At 32.6% G+C, this 18,783-nt stretch carries 23 protein-coding genes and 1 riboswitch; of the genes, 1 reads left to right on the top strand and 22 read right to left on the bottom strand.

Translation table 11 applies throughout. The annotated features are described in order from the left end of the window. Positions 1 to 3: 3 nt before the first annotated feature. The 22 genes from AQ1689_RS11360 to rpsH form a co-directional block, all read right to left on the bottom strand. Positions 4 to 768, bottom strand: coding sequence for a hydroxymethylpyrimidine/phosphomethylpyrimidine kinase (locus AQ1689_RS11360; RefSeq protein WP_101956262.1), 765 nt, complete (start codon positions 766 to 768; stop codon positions 4 to 6). 10 nt (positions 769 to 778) lie between these two features. Next, positions 779 to 1,375, bottom strand: a complete 597-nt coding sequence (locus AQ1689_RS11355; RefSeq protein WP_101956150.1) for a thiamine phosphate synthase — start codon at positions 1,373 to 1,375, stop codon at positions 779 to 781. Between the two features lie 261 nt (positions 1,376 to 1,636). Beyond that, entirely contained in the window at positions 1,637 to 3,499 is a 1,863-nt protein-coding gene (thiC, locus tag AQ1689_RS11350; RefSeq protein ID WP_101914389.1) for a phosphomethylpyrimidine synthase ThiC, read from the bottom strand. Positions 3,500 to 3,544: 45 nt separating this feature from the next. Further along, on the bottom strand, positions 3,545 to 3,748 hold the full coding sequence (gene thiS / locus AQ1689_RS11345) for a sulfur carrier protein ThiS (RefSeq protein WP_058884684.1): 204 nt from the start codon (positions 3,746 to 3,748) through the stop codon (positions 3,545 to 3,547). A 46-nt stretch (positions 3,749 to 3,794) separates the two neighbouring features. After that, positions 3,795 to 3,889, bottom strand: a riboswitch (TPP riboswitch). 117 nt (positions 3,890 to 4,006) lie between these two features. Continuing rightward, complete coding sequence (locus tag AQ1689_RS11340) at positions 4,007 to 4,960, bottom strand: arginase (protein WP_101914390.1); 954 nt, start codon at positions 4,958 to 4,960, stop codon at positions 4,007 to 4,009. Between the two features lie 111 nt (positions 4,961 to 5,071). After that, positions 5,072 to 6,358 carry a citrate synthase gene (locus AQ1689_RS11335; RefSeq protein WP_101914391.1) on the bottom strand — a complete coding sequence of 429 codons (1,287 nt, stop codon included), beginning with the start codon at positions 6,356 to 6,358 and terminating at the stop codon, positions 5,072 to 5,074. 939 nt (positions 6,359 to 7,297) lie between these two features. Further along, entirely contained in the window at positions 7,298 to 8,587 is a 1,290-nt protein-coding gene (eno, locus tag AQ1689_RS11330; protein ID WP_058884681.1) for a phosphopyruvate hydratase, read from the bottom strand. Positions 8,588 to 8,708: 121 nt separating this feature from the next. Then, on the bottom strand, positions 8,709 to 9,824 hold the full coding sequence (gene carA / locus AQ1689_RS11325) for a glutamine-hydrolyzing carbamoyl-phosphate synthase small subunit (protein WP_101914392.1): 1,116 nt from the start codon (positions 9,822 to 9,824) through the stop codon (positions 8,709 to 8,711). Positions 9,825 to 9,925: 101 nt separating this feature from the next. After that, positions 9,926 to 10,393: a 50S ribosomal protein L17 gene (gene rplQ, locus AQ1689_RS11320; protein ID WP_101914393.1), complete on the bottom strand. Its 468-nt coding sequence runs from the start codon at positions 10,391 to 10,393 to the stop codon at positions 9,926 to 9,928. Positions 10,394 to 10,452: 59 nt separating this feature from the next. Further along, complete coding sequence (locus AQ1689_RS11315; protein WP_058884674.1) at positions 10,453 to 11,445, bottom strand: DNA-directed RNA polymerase subunit alpha; 993 nt, start codon at positions 11,443 to 11,445, stop codon at positions 10,453 to 10,455. A 94-nt stretch (positions 11,446 to 11,539) separates the two neighbouring features. Further along, the gene (gene rpsD, locus AQ1689_RS11310) at positions 11,540 to 12,145 is read right to left on the bottom strand and encodes a 30S ribosomal protein S4 (protein ID WP_101914394.1); all 606 of its coding nucleotides are present in this window, start codon (positions 12,143 to 12,145) and stop codon (positions 11,540 to 11,542) included. 130 nt (positions 12,146 to 12,275) lie between these two features. Continuing rightward, positions 12,276 to 12,662 carry a 30S ribosomal protein S11 gene (rpsK, locus tag AQ1689_RS11305; protein ID WP_101046932.1) on the bottom strand — a complete coding sequence of 129 codons (387 nt, stop codon included), beginning with the start codon at positions 12,660 to 12,662 and terminating at the stop codon, positions 12,276 to 12,278. A gap of 79 nt (positions 12,663 to 12,741) precedes the next feature. Beyond that, a complete protein-coding gene (gene rpsM / locus AQ1689_RS11300; RefSeq protein WP_058884671.1) occupies positions 12,742 to 13,107 on the bottom strand; it encodes a 30S ribosomal protein S13 in 366 nt (121 codons plus the stop codon). Continuing rightward, entirely contained in the window at positions 13,107 to 13,223 is a 117-nt protein-coding gene (gene ykgO / locus AQ1689_RS11295; protein WP_073316873.1) for a type B 50S ribosomal protein L36, read from the bottom strand. The genes rpsM and ykgO overlap by 1 nt, the downstream gene beginning before the upstream one ends. Before the next feature lie 12 nt (positions 13,224 to 13,235). Beyond that, positions 13,236 to 13,451 carry a translation initiation factor IF-1 gene (gene infA, locus AQ1689_RS11290; RefSeq protein ID WP_024740627.1) on the bottom strand — a complete coding sequence of 72 codons (216 nt, stop codon included), beginning with the start codon at positions 13,449 to 13,451 and terminating at the stop codon, positions 13,236 to 13,238. Position 13,452: 1 nt separating this feature from the next. Continuing rightward, positions 13,453 to 14,772: a preprotein translocase subunit SecY gene (gene secY / locus AQ1689_RS11285; protein WP_101914395.1), complete on the bottom strand. Its 1,320-nt coding sequence runs from the start codon at positions 14,770 to 14,772 to the stop codon at positions 13,453 to 13,455. Positions 14,773 to 14,786: 14 nt separating this feature from the next. Next, complete coding sequence (gene rplO / locus AQ1689_RS11280) at positions 14,787 to 15,236, bottom strand: 50S ribosomal protein L15 (protein WP_058884669.1); 450 nt, start codon at positions 15,234 to 15,236, stop codon at positions 14,787 to 14,789. A 12-nt stretch (positions 15,237 to 15,248) separates the two neighbouring features. Continuing rightward, positions 15,249 to 15,431: a 50S ribosomal protein L30 gene (gene rpmD, locus AQ1689_RS11275; protein WP_058884668.1), complete on the bottom strand. Its 183-nt coding sequence runs from the start codon at positions 15,429 to 15,431 to the stop codon at positions 15,249 to 15,251. 11 nt (positions 15,432 to 15,442) lie between these two features. Then, the gene (rpsE, locus tag AQ1689_RS11270; protein ID WP_101903633.1) at positions 15,443 to 15,967 is read right to left on the bottom strand and encodes a 30S ribosomal protein S5; all 525 of its coding nucleotides are present in this window, start codon (positions 15,965 to 15,967) and stop codon (positions 15,443 to 15,445) included. A gap of 8 nt (positions 15,968 to 15,975) precedes the next feature. Next, entirely contained in the window at positions 15,976 to 16,326 is a 351-nt protein-coding gene (gene rplR, locus AQ1689_RS11265) for a 50S ribosomal protein L18 (RefSeq protein ID WP_101914396.1), read from the bottom strand. A gap of 18 nt (positions 16,327 to 16,344) precedes the next feature. Then, positions 16,345 to 16,890, bottom strand: coding sequence for a 50S ribosomal protein L6 (rplF, locus tag AQ1689_RS11260; protein WP_101914397.1), 546 nt, complete (start codon positions 16,888 to 16,890; stop codon positions 16,345 to 16,347). Between the two features lie 12 nt (positions 16,891 to 16,902). After that, a complete protein-coding gene (gene rpsH, locus AQ1689_RS11255) occupies positions 16,903 to 17,301 on the bottom strand; it encodes a 30S ribosomal protein S8 (protein ID WP_058884664.1) in 399 nt (132 codons plus the stop codon). A gap of 498 nt (positions 17,302 to 17,799) precedes the next feature. Between rpsH and AQ1689_RS11250 the strand changes: the two genes are divergently transcribed. Further along, a complete protein-coding gene (locus AQ1689_RS11250) occupies positions 17,800 to 18,765 on the top strand; it encodes a hypothetical protein (RefSeq protein WP_101956149.1) in 966 nt (321 codons plus the stop codon). The last annotated feature ends 18 nt before the right edge of the window (positions 18,766 to 18,783 follow it).

The following is an 18,783-nucleotide window of genomic DNA, read 5'->3' as shown; positions in this document are numbered from 1 at the left end:
ATTTTATAAATTAAGGTTATAATTATGCGTTCCTAGTAACGATTTATTTGAATTTAAAAATTGTTCTGTGTAATATTTGGTGTTTTTACAAGCATCTTCTAACGAAAAATTTAAGGCTAAGTTAGCCGCTAAAGCGGATGATAAAACACAACCGCTTCCGTGTTTTTCAGAAACAACAGTTGTTATAGGCGGAATATTTAGTTTTACTATTTTACGATAATAAACTTCATCCCAACCTTTTTTATCTGCTCTATGTCCTCCTTTTAAATAGATATTTGTTTTTTGGGATATAAAATCAATAGTTTCCTCAATATTTTTGCTTGGAAACAAGGCTTTTATCTCATCGTAATTTGGTGTTACAAAATAACAGTTTTGCAATACTTTTTCAAATACCTTTAAATTTTGTGTGTTATGAAAATCGAATCCTGCACTTGCTTTCAAAATAGGATCTAACACAATTTTTATGCTAGAATTTAACTTTTTCAACGTCAAAACAACCGCTAATAAAACTTCCCAAGATTGAATAATTCCTATTTTTACCAGCCCAATTTCAAAACGTTCAAATACTGTTTCAATTTGATTTAATATTACCTGTTTTTCAATCCAAATACAATTTTTGAAAGCGATATCATTTTGAACAGTAACCGCTGTACATACCGATAATCCATGTAAACCATGAGCTTCAAATGTTTTAATATCGGAAGTAATGCCCGCACCACTTGACGGATCAAGCCCAGCAATAGTGAGTATGTAATTTTGATTTTTCAAATTCAATGCTTTATTGTAATGAATCAAACTCTTTTTGAATCTTTTTAAAACTTTCCACAGCATTTTGTGAATTCCAAACACCTCCTAAAACACCAATTCCTTGAAAACCTAAAGCAAGCGTTTTTGATATAGTCTCACTTGTTATTCCGCCCATTCCAATAATTGTTTTATCAATATTATTGACATCAAAACCTCTTCCTTGGTATCCTTTTTTTGAGATAGATGAAAAAATAGGGCTTAGCAAATGATAATCAAATTCGATATCGAAATTAGCAAGTTCTTCGGGCTCATGAAAAGAACTGCTCATGGTTTTTCCTTGCATTTTTAATCCTATAAAATAACGACTGCCGTTTTCTAGGGCATCACGCCTTTTTTGCTCTTGGAAATGAATTCCTTTTAACGAATATTCATTAACTAATTCGTGAAAATAATGTGTTACTATTTTGTTGTGATATTTTTCAGGTATCTGATTTAGGTAAACAATATGTTCTTGGTAATCTTTAAATGGTTTTCTTAAATGATAACACTCCAAACCTGCTTCAAATAATTGATGTAGTATTTGCATTTCATTTGCTACATCTTTTTCTGGAGATATAAGGACAATCATAGTCGTTTGGTTTTGTGGATGCTTATTTTGGGCAAAAATAACCTAATTTATTCTTGGAACGGTAAATTACTTGCCTAGTAGTTTCTAATAATTACAGCATATTTTTTTTGGGTTAGGGATTGCAGTGGCATCCTTTTTTATTTTTTTTCAAAATAAAAAAGATAGAACGGAAAGCCCGACTACGCCTTTTTTTTAAGGCGTAGGAACCTCCTAATTCTTCTTCTTTTTTTACTTTCCCTTCTTCTTCTTTTTACTATATTTTTATAAATACACCTCTGATCCTTTTTCGATAAATTCTTTTGATTTCTCTTCAAAACCTTTTTTAATAACCTCATTATCTGTGGTTATTTTATTAACGGCTGCAAAATCACGCACTTCTTGCGAAATTTTCATAGAACAGAATTTTGGTCCACACATAGAACAAAAATGTGCAATTTTAGCACCTGCTGCTGGTAAAGTTTCATCGTGATATTCACGAGCTCTTTCAGGATCTAATCCTAAATTAAATTGGTCTTCCCAACGAAATTCAAAACGTGCCATACTCAAAGCGTCATCTCTGTGCTGAGAACCTGGATGTCCTTTTGCCAAATCGGCAGCATGCGCCGCTATTTTATAGGTAATTACTCCCACTCGAACGTCTTCTTTATTTGGCAATCCTAAATGTTCTTTTGGCGTTACATAACACAGCATCGCACAGCCGTACCAACCAATCATAGCCGCTCCAATTCCTGAAGTAATGTGGTCGTAACCTGGTGCAATATCGGTTGTTAAAGGCCCTAAAGTGTAAAAAGGAGCTTCGTCGCAAAGTTCAATTTGCTTCTCCATATTTTCTTTAATCATGTGCATTGGTACATGACCTGGTCCTTCAATAAAACACTGAACTTCATGCCTGCGGGCTATTTTTGTAAGCTCTCCTAAAGTTTCTAACTCCGCAAATTGTGCTTCGTCATTGGCATCGGCTACTGAACCTGGGCGCAATCCATCACCTAAAGAAAAGGCAACATCGTACTGTTTTAATATTTCACAAATATCTTCGAAATGCGTGTATAAAAAGCTTTCTTTATGATGTGCCAAACACCATTTTGCCATAATAGAACCCCCACGAGAAACAATTCCTGTAACACGTTTTGCGGTCATTGGCACATAACGCAACAAAACGCCTGCGTGAATGGTAAAATAATCTACTCCTTGCTCGGCTTGCTCGATTAACGTATCACGGAAAATTTCCCATGTTAAATCTTCGGCAACACCGTTTACTTTTTCTAATGCTTGATAAATTGGCACTGTTCCTACAGGTACCGGCGAGTTACGGATAATCCACTCACGAGTTTCATGAATATTTTCTCCTGTAGATAAATCCATAATATTATCAGCTCCCCAACGACAAGCCCAAACGGCTTTTTCTACTTCTTCTTCAATAGATGATGTTACCGCAGAATTACCAATATTTGCATTTATTTTTACTAAGAAGTTTCTACCTAAAATCATAGGTTCTGCTTCTGGATGATTTATGTTTGATGGAATAATTGCACGACCTCTTGCAACTTCTGACCGTACAAATTCTGGTGTAATTTTATCAGGAATATTAGCTCCAAAATGTTCTCCTTTGTGTTGTTTTGTAATTTCGGTCATTTCGTCTATTCGTTGATTTTCACGAATAGCGATATATTCCATTTCTGGGGTGATAATTCCTTTTTTAGCGTAATGTAATTGTGTTACATTCTGCCCTTTTTTAGCTCGTAAAGGTTTTTTTAACAACTTAAAACGCATATGATTTAAACGAATATCGTTTAAACGTTCGTTGCAATATTTTGAAGAAAACTGCGTTAATTGCTCTACATCGCCACGGTCTTTAATCCAAGGTTCACGGATTCTTTCAATACCTGCATGTACGTCAATTTCTTTACTTGGATCGGTGTAAGGACCTGAAGTATCGTAAACCGTTACCGGCTCGTTTGGTGTTTTCTTTTTGGTCATAGAATCTACCGTGTCACTTAACGAAATTTGACGCATCGCTACTTTAATTTGCGGGTGAATTGTTCCGTTTACATAAATTTTCTGTGAATTCGGAAACGGTTGTCTTGTAATTCCGTCTTGTTTTGGTGCAGTGTCTTTGTTCTTCATTTGATAGGTAATTTTCTTTTTTTTAAACAAAAATCAACGTCAGCCTTAGCCTCCTTGGGTTGATTTTATAATTAAAATATCATCATTATCTTGAAGCAACCTGAAAGCCCAATCCGTTTTTTTAACCACACTGCTATTTATAGCAATAGCAATACCGTTGGTTTGAATTTTTAAATTTTCAACGAACTTTTGCAGTGTTTGGGTTTCTAAAATTTGATGTTCTTGTTGGTTTACTTGTATAGTAATCATATTTATAAAATATTACTGTAAACCAAAATGGTAGTATTTCGATGTAGTATCGAACATAACTTTTTCCTACGTTGGTATTAACCAAATCAGGTTCTAAGGATGTTTCTCAAACTAATTTAATAGCTACTCCTAAAGTTTACAAGGCAAATGTATTATTATTTTTGATAAAAAAAAGATTATAGCCTTTTATTTTGTTAAAAAAACAAAAAGCACCAAACAGTAAAGTTTGATGCTTTTTTTAATAAATAAATTTCTTATTTATAATTTTTCAATGGTTTTTGCTACTTGTTGAAGTACATCAAAAGCGGTTTCTGCCATTTTATTTCCTTTTAAATCTAATAATGGATTTACTTCTACAAACTCAACACAAGCAACTTTTTTACTAGCTAATAACCCGTTGATAATTTGAACGATTTCTTTGTCGTCAAAACCTTTTGCAACAGGAGTTCCTGTTCCGTAAGAAATCATATCACAATCCATCGCATCTACATCAAAAGAAACATAAAGAATATCACAATCAGCTAATTTTTCTAGTGCTTCGTTTACACAAACTTCTAAACCTCTGTAACGAACCTCGGCAACCATATAATTTTTGATGCCGTATTTTTCCATCTGCTTTTCTTCAGGTTCTTCGGTATCTCTAACACCAAAAAACACGATATCTTCAGGCAATGCTTTCTGACCTGGTGTTCCGATATTTTTCATTCTGTCCCATAAATCAGTAGTTTCTCTATCTACTTCATTTATTTGACAGTCTAAATTATCATCAGAAATTACAGCACCTAAAGGCATTCCGTGAATATTTCCTGAAGGAGATGTATATGGCGTATGTAAATCACCATGGGCATCAATCCAAATAACACCGACTCTTTTTGTTGGGTTTGCAGCTTTAACACCACTAATTGTACCTAATGCTGATGAGTGATCTCCTGATAAAACAATTGGGAAATTTCCTTCTTGTAAATTTACTTTTACATGATTACTAACTCTTTTACATTGGTTTAAAACACTGTTTATTTGCTTACCAAATGAGTTGTTTTTTTTATCGTAAACAGATTCATTTTCTGTAATTACATCTTCAAAATCATAGCGATTAAAAAAATCGTTATCTTGATTAATTGCCGCTATTTCAATGGCATCAATTCCCATATCAGAACCACGTGTTCCGGCACCAATATCTGACCTATTTTTTATAATTTTTATGGTATTCATTTTCTTTGATCTTAAATTGTTAAATGCTACTACTTCACATAAAAAAGTGTCATTAATACGTCATTTTTGAATGATGTTTTTTAATGACACTTTTTATTATAATTTTATTGATTACCTTTCGCTTACTTCTTTGAAAGGTCTAATGTTTTCTCCAACATATACTTGACGAGGACGTCCAATTGGTTCTTTTCCTAAACGCATTTCTCTCCACTGAGCAATCCATCCTGGTAAACGACCTAAGGCGAACATTACGGTAAACATTTCAACAGGTACACCCATTGCACGGTAAATTATTCCTGAATAGAAATCTACGTTTGGATATAATTTTCTATCAACAAAATAAGGATCACTTAACGCTTCTTCAGCCAATCCTTTTGCGATATCTAAAATAGGATCTTCAATTCCTAAATCGTTTAAAACCTCTTCAGCAGCAACTTTAATAATTTTTGCTCTTGGATCAAAGTTTTTATAAACACGGTGTCCGAATCCCATTAAACGGAACGGATCGTTTTTATCTTTGGCTTTTGCCATGTATTTTTTAGTATCTCCTCCATCAGCTTTAATTGCTTCTAGCATTTCTAATACTGCTTGGTTTGCTCCACCGTGTAATGGTCCCCAAAGTGCAGAAATTCCTGCTGAAAGTGATGCAAATAATCCTGCGTGAGAAGAACCTGTAATTCTTACAGTAGATGTTGAACAGTTTTGCTCGTGATCGGCATGTAAGATTAATAATTTATTTAAAGCACTTACAATAACATCATTTTTTACATAATCTTTATTTGGTTGCTTAAACATCATTTTATAGGTGTTTTCTACATACCCTAAACTACAGTCACCGTAATCTAACGGAAGCCCTTGTTTTTTACGCATTGTCCAAGCTACTAATACTGGAAATTTACCTAAAATTTTAACAATTGCATTGTACATTTCTTCTTCTGAATCTACATTTACAGAAGTTGGATTAAATGCTGTTAATGCTGATGTTAATGATGAAATAACACCCATTGGATGTGCAGTTCTAGGAAATGCATCTACAATTTTTCTGATGTCTTCATCAACAATAGACTGCTCACAAATATCTTTTTTAAACTTCTCTAATTCTGTTTTTGTTGGTAATTCTCCAAAAATTAATAAGAAGGCAACTTCTAAGAAATCTGCTTTTTCCGCTAATTCTTCAATTGAATATCCTCTGTATCTTAAAATTCCTTTTTCACCATCTAAAAATGTAATTGCACTTAAACAAGAACCTGTATTTTTATATCCTGGATCAATTGTTATAACACCTTCAGATGCTCCTCTTAATGTTTTAATATCAATTGCAGTTTCGTTTTCTGTTCCTTTAATTAACGGGAATTCATACGTGTTATCACCAATTTGTAGTTTTGCTATATCTGCCATTTTTATCTTTATTTTTAAGTTGAAGTGAATTACAAATATACCATTTTTAAAAGTATTTTAAAACTAGCATTCAGCGTTTTTTAATAATCGTAAACACCGTATTATTCAGTATTTTTAGCCTAAAAAAAATTATGTTTTTACATTGATAAAATACGTCCTATAAAACTAAAAAACAATTAAATAGCTCTTTTTAAAAACATCATAAAGAATTCTTTTAAGTTTAGTAAAACACTGATATTAAATTTTTAAAAACATGGTTTTATTCTTTTATAACTAAAATGTGCTATAAAATAAAACGTCAGATTGTTTCTTTATTTTATTAATTCTGCATTTTTAAATAAATTATACTGATAATATTGTAAAATAGATTCTTAGCCGTTCTTTTTTAACAAACTGTTTTCACTTGTTTTTTTATTTTTTTCAGGATGTTTTTTATATCTTTTTATTTCAGATAAAACTTCTTTTTCTGAAGATAGTAAAAGTTTTATTTTAGTTTTTTTTAAAAGAATTGATTAATTATAAACAGTCTTTTTTGAGTTTATTTTGAAATATAAAATGGGTTTTAAAGGGCTTTTTTTGAAATAGTTTCTTAGGTTATTATTTTGTAAATATAAAAACACCGCTATTTTTTTAACTTATTTTAGCATCAAATAAATTAGAATCTATTAAAAATTAGACCTCACAGATTTTAAAAACCTGTGAGGTCTATTGTTATTGAGATAAATATTAAATTTCTTTCTAAATTAATCTAAAATAGTACAAAACCCTAGCCCCGATTGAAGCAATTGTTTGAGCTCCTTTTTTGATTTTTTTCAAAAAAGAGCGAGTGCGGAAAGCGGGAAATTGCTTCAAATAATTTTTATATTTTTAAAACTATGGCATAAAAAAAACCCATACAAAAGTATGAGTTTTCTTATATTACAAATAAATAATATTTAACTATTTGAATTTAAAAGCCTTGTCTTTAGGGAAATAAGCTGTCCCATCTAATTGCTCTTCAATACGCAATAATTGGTTGTACTTCGCCATTCTGTCTGAACGAGAAGCCGAACCAGTTTTAATTTGTCCGCAGTTTAATGCAACGGCTAAATCGGCAATTGTGTGGTCTTCAGTTTCACCAGAACGATGACTCATTACAGAAGTATATCCTGCATTATGCGCCATATTTACTGCCGAAATTGTTTCGGTTAAAGTTCCTATTTGGTTTACTTTAATTAAAATTGAATTGGCAATTCCGTTTTCAATTCCTCTTGATAAACGCTCCACATTGGTTACAAATAAATCGTCACCAACTAACTGCACTTTATCGCCAGCAATTTCTGTTAAATATTTCCAACCTTCCCAATCGTTTTCATCCATTCCATCTTCGATAGAAATAATAGGGTATTTTTGAGCTAATTCAGCTAAATAATCGGCTTGTTCTTTACTTGTACGAATTTTTCCTTTTGCTCCTTCGAACTTGGTATAATCGTATTTTCCATCAACAAAAAATTCAGCAGCAGCACAATCTAAAGCGATCATTACTTCTTCCCCGAATTTATATCCTGCATTTTTAGTTGCTAAAGCGATGGTTTCAATAGCATCTTCAGTACCGTTTAAAGTTGGTGCAAAACCTCCTTCATCTCCAACAGCTGTTGATAAATTTCTGTCGTGTAAAACCTTCTTTAAATGATGAAAAATTTCAGAACCAATTTTCATTGCCTCTGTAAAATTTTTAGCTTTTACAGGCATTATCATAAATTCTTGAAACGCAATTGGCGCATCAGAATGTGATCCTCCGTTAATAATATTCATCATCGGAACAGGTAATGTGTTGGCTGAAACACCACCTACATACCTATATAAAGGCAAGCCTAACTCGATTGCAGCAGCTTTTGCAGCAGCCAAAGAAACACCTAAAATAGCATTGGCTCCTAATACAGATTTATTTGGAGTTCCGTCTAAATCAATCATTAATTGATCAATCATGTTTTGTTCAAAAACAGAAACGCCTAATAATTCTTGAGCAATTAAAGTGTTTACGTTTTTCACCGCATTTAACACGCCTTTACCCATATAATCTTTTCCGCCATCACGTAATTCAACAGCTTCGTGTTCTCCAGTAGAAGCCCCTGAAGGAACTGCAGCGCTACCAATAACACCGTTTTCTGTAGTAACATCTACTTCTACAGTTGGATTACCTCTTGAATCAAAAATTTGACGTGCGTGAATGTTGATTATAATACTCATAGTTTTTATTTTTAATATAGCTTCCTGTAAATATTGATTCACAGGAAGGCTATTTTTACAATTTCTAATTTATAAATTGAAGCTCATTTTAATTAATTATTACAACTAATTGATAAAATGATTATGCTTCGGTTTTTGCCTTTTTAATATTTTCAATAAATTCATCAAATAAATATTCTGCATCGTGTGGTCCAGGGCTTGCTTCTGGATGATATTGTACAGAAAATACATTTTTAGATTTCATTCTAATACCAGCAACCGTATGATCGTTTAAATGTACATGTGATATTTCAACATCAGGATGTGCTTCTGTTTCTTCTCTATTAATAGCAAAACCATGGTTTTGAGAAGTTATTTCACCTTTTCCTGTTACTAAATTTTTTACAGGATGATTAATTCCTCTATGCCCATTGTGCATTTTGTAGGTAGAAATTCCGTTTGCCAAAGCAATTACTTGGTGTCCTAAACAGATACCAAATAACGGTAAATTTCTTTTGATAATTTCTTTTGCCGTATTTTGAGCAGCGACTAAAGGCTCAGGATCTCCAGGTCCGTTTGAAATAAAATATCCATCAGGATTAAAATCACTCATTTGCTCAAACGTAGCATTGTAAGGATACACTTTAATATAAGCGTCTCTTTTAACTAGGTTTCTTAAAATGTTCTTTTTAATTCCGATATCTAAAGCCGATATTTTAAGTGAAGCATTTTCATCTCCAATAAAATAAGGTTCTTTAGTAGATACTTTTGAGGCAAGTTCTAAGCCTTCCATGTTAGGAGTTGCTGCTAACTGCTCTTTTAAAGCTTCAATATTGTCTACATCAGTAGAAATAATAGCATTCATAGCACCGTTATCTCTTATGTAGGCTACCAATGCTCTGGTATCTACATCAGAAATAGCTACTACATTATGCTCTTTAAACCAGTCAAACAAATTTCCATCAGAATCTACACGAGAATGTGTAAAACTAAAATTACGGCAAATTAATCCTGAAATTTTAATTCCTTCCGACTCTACCTCTTCTTTGTTAACGCCATAATTACCAATATGTGCATTGGTGGTAACCATTAATTGTCCAAAATAAGAAGGGTCAGTAAAAATTTCTTGATAACCAGTCATACCTGTATTAAAACAAATTTCTCCTGTTGAAGTGCCTTCTATTCCAATAGACTTTCCATAGAAAATAGTTCCGTCTGCTAACAAAACTAGTGCTTTTTTACGTTGTTGATATTTCATTTAGTGTGTGTTGTGTAATTTTGTTTGCAAAAATAAATAAAAAAAAAGGGATAAACATTAAATGTTTATCCCTTTGATATAAATTATAAAAATTTTCATTTTTATTCTTCTTCTTGTGAAGTTTCAGCAGCTGCATCAGCAGTCTTAGCTCCACCACGACGGCTACGACGTGTGTTTTTCTTAGCTTTGTTTCCTTTAGGATTGTAAATTTCGTTATAATCAACTAATTCAACCATTGCCATAGAAGCATTATCTCCCTGACGGTTTCCTAATTTGATGATACGTACATATCCTCCTGGTCTATCTGCTACTTTTACAGAAATTTCTTTGAATAATTCGGTTACAGCTTCTTTGTTACGTAAATAACTGAATACTGTACGACGATTATGAGTAGTATCTGTTTTAGACTTTGTAATTAAAGGCTCAACAAATGTACGAAAAGCTTTTGCTTTAGCAATTGTTGTGTTAATACGTTTGTGCTCTATTAAAGAACAAGCCATATTAGCTAACATTGCCTTTCTATGCGCTGTTTGTCTACCTAAATGATTAAATTTCTTTCCGTGTCTCATGACTTTGGTTTTTATCTTTCATCTTGCTACAACCTTTTAAGGGAGCAAAATATGAAAGGTTAATCTCTATCTAATTTGTATTTGCTTAAATCCATTCCAAAATTAAGGCTTTTATTTGCCACTAACTCATCTAACTCAGTTAATGATTTTTTACCAAAGTTTCTAAACTTCATTAAGTCACTTTTATTGAATGATACTAAGTCTCCTAAAGTATCTACTTCAGCCGCTTTTAAACAGTTTAAAGCACGAACAGATAAATCCATATCTACTAATTTCGTCTTTAATAACTGACGCATATGTAATGATTCCTCATCGTATGTTTCAGTTTGTGCAATTTCATCTGCCTCTAAAGTGATACGCTCATCAGAGAATAACATAAAGTGGTGGATTAAAATTTTTGCTGCTTCTGTTAAAGCATCCTTAGGGTTAATAGAACCGTCAGTATCAATATCGAAAACTAATTTTTCGAAATCGGTCTTTTGCTCTACACGAAAATTTTCAACAGCATACTTTACATTCTTTATAGGAGTGTAAATAGAATCTGTAAAAATTGTTCCTAATGGCGCACCTGGTCTTTTGTTTTCTTCTGCTGGCACAAAACCTCTACCTTTTTCGATAGTGATTTCAGCGTTAAAACTCACAGATTTATCTAAGTTAAATAATACTAAATCTGAATTTAGTACTTGAAAACCTGACATAAATTTCTGTAAATCTCCTGCAGTAAATTGCTCTTGCCCAGATACAGCTATTGATACTGTTTCTCTATCAGTATCTTCAATTTGTTTCTTAAAACGAACTTGTTTTAAATTTAAGATGATTTCAGTAACATCTTCTACAACTCCTTGAATTGTTGAAAATTCATGATCAACACCGTCAACACGTAATGATGTAATAGCAAAACCTTCTAATGAAGATAATAATACTCTTCTTAAAGCGTTACCAACTGTTAATCCAAAACCTGGTTCAAGAGGTCTGAATTCAAATCTTCCTGAAAAATCAGTAGATTCAATCATTATTACTTTATCAGGCTTTTGAAAATTTAAAATTGCCATTTTTCTTCGTTTTAATTGTTATTTAGTTGCGCGGTTTATTAGTTTGAAGAAACACAGATAAACCCTTTGGCTAAATACCAAGATGATTATTTTATTATTTAGAATATAATTCTACGATTAATTGTTCCTTGATATTTTCAGGGATCTGTAATCTCTCTGGAGCTTTGATAAAAGTACCAGACTTTAAATCAGAATTCCAGCTTAACCATTCGTAAACATTACTGTTAGCAGCTAAAGCATTTTCAATTGCTAATAATGATTTAGATTTCTCTCTTACAGCAATAACGTCTCCTGCTTGTACATCATAAGAAGGAATGTTAACAATTTCTCCATTCACAGTAATGTGACGGTGAGAAACTAATTGACGTCCACCTCTTCTTGAGTTAGCAATTCCTAAACGGAAAACAACGTTATCTAAACGAGATTCACATAATTGTAATAAAACCTCACCAGTAATTCCTTTAGAAGCAGAAGCTTTCTTAAACAAGTTACTAAATTGACGCTCTAAAATTCCGTAAGAATATTTCGCTTTTTGCTTTTCCATTAACTGGGTAGCATATTCCGATTTCTTACCTCTTCTTCTTGCGTTTCCGTGTTGTCCTGGAGGGTAATTTCTTTTTTCAAAAGATTTATCTTCTCCAAAAATTGCTTCACCAAACTTACGAGCAATTTTAGTTTTTGGTCCTGTATATCTAGCCATTTCTTGTTGTTTTAGTAGGGATTATGAATTAAGGCGTACTCCTTCGATAATCTTATTCCTACTTAGTTAAAAAATATTTTATTTGCGCACAAAAGTACGCGAAACAAAAATATAAGTTGATAAAATCAACTTATACTCTTCTTCTTTTTGGTGGACGACATCCGTTATGAGGAATAGGAGTAACATCAACGATTTCAGTTACTTCGATTCCAGCATTGTGGATAGATCTGATTGCAGACTCTCTACCGTTACCTGGTCCTTTAACATACACTTTTACTTTACGTAAACCTGCTTCTTTTGCTACGTTAGCACAGTCTTCTGCGGCTAATTGAGCTGCATACGGAGTGTTCTTTTTAGAACCTCTGAAACCCATTTTACCAGCAGATGACCAAGAAATAACGTCACCTTTTTTATTTGTTAAAGAAATAATAATGTTGTTAAATGATGCAGTTACGTGAGCTTCACCAACTGATTCAATTACAACTTTACGTTTTTTTGTTATTTTAGACTTTGCCATGATTATTATAGTTTTAGTAATTTAGTTTTCTAACTTTATAGTTTTACAACTATTATTAGATCTTTATTACTTATCTAACTTATTTTTTCTTGTTAGCTACAGTTTTTCTCTTACCTTTTCTAGTACGAGAGTTATTCTTTGTTCTTTGACCTCTTAAAGGTAAGCCAAGTCTATGACGTATACCTCTTTGACATCCGATATCCATTAAACGCTTAATGCTTAATTGAACCTCAGAACGTAACTCACCTTCAATAGTAAAACTACCTACTTGCTCACGAATTGCTGCAATTTGATCATCGCTCCAATCTTGAACTTTGATACTTTCGTCTATATTTTTTGCTGCTAAAATTTCTTTAGCTCTACTGTTTCCTATACCAAAGATGTAAGTTAAAGCGATAACACCTCTTTTATTCTTTGGAATATCAATACCTGCTATTCTTGCCATTACCCTTGTCTTTGTTTAAATCTAGGATTCTTTTTATTTATTACGTATAATCTGCCTTTTCGTCGTACAATCTTGCACTCGGCGCTTCTCTTCTTTAATGATGCTCTTACTTTCATCAGTGTGTGTTTTTAATATCTGTAAGTAATTCTTGCCTTTGATAAATCATATGGGCTCATTTCTAACTTTACCTTATCTCCTGGTAAAAGCTTGATATAATGCATACGCATTTTTCCTGAAATGTGAGCCGTAACAATATGTCCGTTTTCTAATTCTACACGAAACATCGCATTTGACAATGCTTCAGTGATTGTTCCGTCTTGTTGAATTGCTGGTTGTTTAGCCATATTATTTTAATGATTTTCTGTTACTGTTACCTGTTTTCATTAAACCGTCATAACGACTATTTAATAAATACGAGTTAATTTGCTGTATGGTATCTATTGCAACTCCAACCATAATGATTAAAGAGGTACCTCCGAAAAACATTGCCCAGTTTTGAGTTACCCCAAACCTTACAATGATTGCTGGTAAAATAGATAAAGCTGCTAAAAATAAAGATCCTGGAAATGTTATCTTTGATAACACAGCATCTAGATAATTTGCAGTTTCTTCTCCTGGTTTATACCCTGGAACGAAACCATTACTTCTTTTTAAGTCTTCAGCCATTTTATTTGTAGGGATTGTAATCGCCGTATAAAAATAACTAAATACAATAATTAAGACCGCAAAAATAACGTTATACCATAATCCGAAGTTGTCAGTTAAACTGTTTAATGCTGGAAATTTCTGACCTAAAGCTACTGGTAAAAACATAATAGCTTGTGCAAAAATAATTGGCATTACACCTGATGCATTCAATTTTAAAGGAATGTACTGGCGAGCACCGTCAACATCTTTAATATCAGTAATCGCTGTACGACGTGCGTATTGAACGGCAACTTTACGTACTGCGGTAACTAATAATACGGTTAACAAAATCACTACAAACCAAACTATTAATTCTATTAGAATCATCATCATACCTCCTGCTCCAGTTGTTCCTTTAGAAACTAGCTCTTGAATAAAAGCTGCTGGAAAATTCGCTAAAATACCTACTGTAATTAATAATGAAATACCATTACCAACTCCTTTGTCTGTAATACGTTCTCCTAACCACATTGCAAAAACTGTTCCTGCAGTTAAAAGAATAATTGATGATACCCAAAAGGTAACTCCTGGTACTAAAAATGCTTCAGGTCCTAATCCCATTTGGTTTTGAATAATCCCAATATAGGTTGGCGCTTGAAACAATGTAATAGCAATTGTTAACCATCTTGTAATTTGCGTAATCTTCTTACGTCCACTTTCTCCATCTTTTTGCAATTTTTGTAAATATGGTACCGCGATACCCATTAACTGAACTACAATCGAAGCAGAAATATAAGGCATTATACCAAGAGCCATTACTGACGCTCTAGCAAATGCCCCACCTGTAAATGCGTTTAATAAACCCAAAAGTCCACCTGAAGTACTGTCTTGCAATGCTGTTAACTGTGTCGGGTCAATTCCAGGTAATGGAACTGCCGACATAAAACGGTAAACAGTAATTAAACCAAAGGTTAAAAGTAATTTCTCTTTTAACTCTTCTATCTTCCAAATGTCTTTTAATGTATTTATAAAATTCATCATTTACAGTTGTTTTATAATGTAACTACTTCACCTCCTGCAGCTTCAATAGCCGCTTTTGCTGTTGCAGTAAATTTGTGTACGGTTACGTTTAATTTAGCTTTTAACTCACCATTTCCTAGTATTTTTACTAAGTCATTTTTACGAGCTAAACGATTTTCTACTAAAATCGCTAAAGTTACTGTATCTGAAATCTTTCCGCTTTCTACTAATTCTTGTAATTTCTCTAAATTAACACCAACATACTCTTTACGATTAATGTTTGTGAAACCAAATTTAGGTACACGTCTTTGAAGTGGCATCTGACCTCCTTCAAATCCTATTTTACGAGAATAACCAGAACGAGATTTCTGACCATTATGACCTCTTGTTGCAGTACCTCCTTTACCAGAACCTTCTCCACGTGCTATACGTTTACGGCTCTTTGTAGATCCTACTGCAGGTTTTAAGTTATGTAAACTCATCTTATTATTGTCTTATTTAATTTCCTCTACAGAAACTAAGTGTGAAACTGTTTTTACCATTCCCAAAATTTGAGCTGTTGCATTGTGCTCTACAGTTTGGTTCAATTTGCGTAAACCTAATGCCTCTAACGTTGCTTTTTGACTTTTAAGGCGACCAATTTTACTTCTTACTTGTGTAACTTTAATTTTACTCATCGTCTTAAATTTTAACCGTTAAAAACTTTCTCTAAAGAAATACCTCTTTGCTTAGCAATAGTTGCAGCATTACGTAATTGTAATAAAGCATCAAAAGTTGCTTTCACTACGTTGTGAGGATTTGAAGATCCTTGAGATTTTGATAATACGTCTTTAACACCAACTGATTCCAATACTGAACGTACTGCACCACCGGCGATAACTCCTGTACCATGAGAGGCAGGCTTGATAAATACTTTCGCACCACCAAATTTACCTTTCTGTTCATGAGGTAAGGTTCCGTCTAAAAGAGGAATACGTACTAAACTTTTCTTAGCATCTTCAATCGCTTTAGCAATTGCAGAAGCAACATCTTTAGACTTCCCTAATCCATGACCAACAACACCGTTACCATCTCCAACTATTACGATTGCAGAGAAACCAAATGCTCTACCCCCTTTAGTTACTTTGGTAACACGTTGTACACCTACTAATTTATCTACAAGCTCTAATCCGCTTGGTTTTACTCTTTCTACGTTTTTATATCCTAACATAATATAATTTCTTAAAATTTTAAACCAGCTTCTCTAGCAGCTTCAGCTAATACTTTAATTCTACCGTGGTATAAAAACCCATTTCTATCAAAAGAAATAGTTTCAAAACCTTTTGCAGCAGCTTTTTCAGCAATTGCTTTACCTACTGCAGCAGCAGCTTCTGATTTAGAACCAGCTGTAATTTCTTTATCTCTTGATGATGCAGATGCTAATGTCACACCTGTAACGTCATCAATTAATTGAGCATAAATTTCCTTGTTACTTCTAAAAACTGATAACCTAGGTTTAGCAGTTGTTCCAGTAATAACTTTTCTAATTCTATACTTAATTCGTTGTCTTCTTTCAAGCTTTGATAATGCCATAATAATTTCTCTTATTTATTATGCAGATTTACCTGCTTTTCTTCTTAATATCTCTCCTACAAACTTAATACCTTTTCCTTTATATGGCTCTGGAGCACGGAAAGAACGGATTTTAGCTGCTACTTGACCAACTAATTGCTTATCAAAAGAAGATAATTTAATGATTGGGTTTTTACCCTTATCAGATACTGTTTCAACTTTTACTTCTGGAGCAATGTTTAAAACAATATTATGAGAGAAACCTAAAGCTAAATCTAATTTTTGCCCTTGGTTAGATGCTCTATAACCTACACCTACTAACTCTAACTCCTTAGTATAACCTTTAGAAACACCTTCAATCATGTTACTGATTAAAGAACGGTATAAACCGTGTGCTGCTCTATGATCTTTACTATCTGATGCTCTTTTAACTGTTAAAACACCATCTTCAATTCCTGCAGTAATTTCAGATCTTAACTCTTGAGTTAATGTTCCTAATTTACCTTTTACTGTAACCACATTTCCGTCTACTTTAACTTCAACACCTTGTGGTAATGCGATTGGATTTTTTCCTATTCTACTCATCGTACAAAGTGATTAATAAACGTAACATAATACTTCACCACCAACATTTTCAAGTTTTGCTTTTTTGTTTGTCATTACACCTCTCGATGTAGAAACAATAGCAATACCTAATCCGTTTAATACTCTTGGCATTTCTTTCGAACCAACGTATTTACGTAAACCTGGGGTTGAAATTCTTTGAATCTTTCTGATTACTGATTCTTTCGTGTCTCTGTCGTATTTTAAAGCGATCTTGATAGTTCCTTGAACTTTATCGTCATTGAACTGATAGCTTAAAACATAACCTTGATCGAACAAAATCTTCGTCATTTCCTTCTTCAATTTTGAAGCAGGAATTTCAACTACTCGATGATTTGCTGCAATAGCATTTCTCACTCGAGTAAGAAAATCCGCAATTGGATCTGTATACATAATTAATTAAATTTCGGTTTTGGTATTTAGTAATTTCTATTGACCCTACGGATACACCGTAACTACTAAACCTGAAACCAGTTAATATTTATTTTTTTGCTTTTATGCCCACTATTAAACTTAATTACAACGCTATCAAAAACAAGTGTTTTATTATTTCGTTGATATTAAAGCACAAATAGCCCATAAAAACAGACTGCAAATATACGTAAACATTTTGAAAATCAAAAGGTTTTGGGCTTTATCATTTTATAAAACTTTTTAGTTACACATCTTTAAATCAAAAAAAAAGTGCTACTTACCCTAAAAAAAGCTTTTATATTCAATTAGACTAGGCGTTTTAATGCTATAAATTTCATAACAAAACAAATAGACTTCTTAATTCTTTATTTAGATGATTTTTCAAAAAAAACACCCTGAAAACAGTGATGAAAAAATCAATGTAAAAGAGTATTTTTACACATATAAACAACTAAACAGTAATAAAAAACAAGTCTTATGAAGCATTTAGAAAAATACCTTATTCTTACAAAAGATAGAAATACACACTTTTGTATTATCACTTTTAAAAAGAAAACATGTACAATTATTAATCGTATTTCTGATGAAAACCCTAGCATAAAAATAACTTATTTTGACACTTCTGAAGCAGCCGAAAAAGCAGCAGAAGCACTTCTTATTACCAAAATAAAACAAGGTTATAAAGAACAAACACAGCCGAACGATCTTTCTGTATTTTCTATCGCTATAAAAAATTTAAAAACAGCGGATGCAACAATTTTTGAAAGCGGAATTAAAACGCTAAACGAATTAATAACCATCTATTATAACGATAATAAACATCCTTTTACTCAATTTTTGGGAGTCAAAATGAAAGATGAAAGTTTTGTTACCACTCCTATATTAGACGAATATTTTAAAAAACACATCAATAATCTTTCGCCAGAAACACTAGTTGCTGTTGTTCAAATGACACTACAAAACATCTATTTTAATTTTGAAATCACCTCTTTTGCTATAGCAGAAATTATCAAAAGAAAAAATATAGATGCTCAACTTGCTATTGTATCTCAATTTCTTAAAGCTTGTGAATATTATGATGCAGGGCATCGTTTTTGGAGCACTACCAATCAAGATAAATTAATTGACAATCATTTCCCTAAATTTCAATCTGAAGCCTTGTTAAAATTATTAGAAGAACTTCCTACGGATATGCTTAGTGGTGAAGATGGCGACGCTATGGAAGCTCTTTTTATTCCTGCATTAAATAACACTAAAAATAAAGAAATACAGCAAGCTATTTTAACAATTCTAGAAACCTATAAAAAGGAATATGAAGAAGAGGGTTATGTAGACGACGATTATTTTGAGGCATTATTTGAAGAAATATCAGCCAATGCTTCTAATAATGTAATTAAAGAGCTTGAAAAAATAACAGCGCGTAAAAAAAACACACACGCTTAAAATATGTTTAAATTTTAT

This window comes from Tenacibaculum finnmarkense (genome assembly GCF_900239185.1).
GTDB classification, from domain to species: Bacteria; Bacteroidota; Bacteroidia; order Flavobacteriales; family Flavobacteriaceae; genus Polaribacter; species Polaribacter finnmarkensis.
Note: the sequence above shows the minus strand (reverse complement) of the source record. Positions and strands in the feature narration are given on the sequence as shown.

Bases quoted from the DNA above. Each gene is read 5' to 3' on its own strand.
- AQ1689_RS11355 (WP_101956150.1), bottom strand. From the start codon at position 1,375: ATGATTGTCCTTATATCTCCAGAAAAAGATGTAGCAAATGAAATGCAA.
- thiC (WP_101914389.1), bottom strand. From the start codon at position 3,499: ATGAAGAACAAAGACACTGCACCAAAACAAGACGGAATTACAAGACAA.
- thiS (WP_058884684.1), bottom strand. From the start codon at position 3,748: ATGATTACTATACAAGTAAACCAACAAGAACATCAAATTTTAGAAACC.
- AQ1689_RS11340 (WP_101914390.1), bottom strand. From the start codon at position 4,960: ATGAATACCATAAAAATTATAAAAAATAGGTCAGATATTGGTGCCGGA.
- AQ1689_RS11335 (WP_101914391.1), bottom strand. From the start codon at position 6,358: ATGGCAGATATAGCAAAACTACAAATTGGTGATAACACGTATGAATTC.
- eno (WP_058884681.1), bottom strand. From the start codon at position 8,587: ATGAGTATTATAATCAACATTCACGCACGTCAAATTTTTGATTCAAGA.
- carA (WP_101914392.1), bottom strand. From the start codon at position 9,824: ATGAAATATCAACAACGTAAAAAAGCACTAGTTTTGTTAGCAGACGGA.
- rplQ (WP_101914393.1), bottom strand. From the start codon at position 10,393: ATGAGACACGGAAAGAAATTTAATCATTTAGGTAGACAAACAGCGCAT.
- AQ1689_RS11315 (WP_058884674.1), bottom strand. From the start codon at position 11,445: ATGGCAATTTTAAATTTTCAAAAGCCTGATAAAGTAATAATGATTGAA.
- rpsD (WP_101914394.1), bottom strand. From the start codon at position 12,145: ATGGCTAGATATACAGGACCAAAAACTAAAATTGCTCGTAAGTTTGGT.
- rpsK (WP_101046932.1), bottom strand. From the start codon at position 12,662: ATGGCAAAGTCTAAAATAACAAAAAAACGTAAAGTTGTAATTGAATCA.
- rpsM (WP_058884671.1), bottom strand. From the start codon at position 13,107: ATGGCAAGAATAGCAGGTATTGATATTCCAAAGAATAAAAGAGGTGTT.
- ykgO (WP_073316873.1), bottom strand. From the start codon at position 13,223: ATGAAAGTAAGAGCATCATTAAAGAAGAGAAGCGCCGAGTGCAAGATT.
- infA (WP_024740627.1), bottom strand. From the start codon at position 13,451: ATGGCTAAACAACCAGCAATTCAACAAGACGGAACAATCACTGAAGCA.
- secY (WP_101914395.1), bottom strand. From the start codon at position 14,772: ATGAATTTTATAAATACATTAAAAGACATTTGGAAGATAGAAGAGTTA.
- rplO (WP_058884669.1), bottom strand. From the start codon at position 15,236: ATGAGTTTACATAACTTAAAACCTGCAGTAGGATCTACAAAGAGCCGT.
- rpmD (WP_058884668.1), bottom strand. From the start codon at position 15,431: ATGAGTAAAATTAAAGTTACACAAGTAAGAAGTAAAATTGGTCGCCTT.
- rplR (WP_101914396.1), bottom strand. From the start codon at position 16,326: ATGGCATTATCAAAGCTTGAAAGAAGACAACGAATTAAGTATAGAATT.
- rplF (WP_101914397.1), bottom strand. From the start codon at position 16,890: ATGAGTAGAATAGGAAAAAATCCAATCGCATTACCACAAGGTGTTGAA.
- rpsH (WP_058884664.1), bottom strand. From the start codon at position 17,301: ATGTATACAGATCCAATTGCGGATTTTCTTACTCGAGTGAGAAATGCT.
- AQ1689_RS11250 (WP_101956149.1), top strand. From the start codon at position 17,800: ATGAAGCATTTAGAAAAATACCTTATTCTTACAAAAGATAGAAATACA.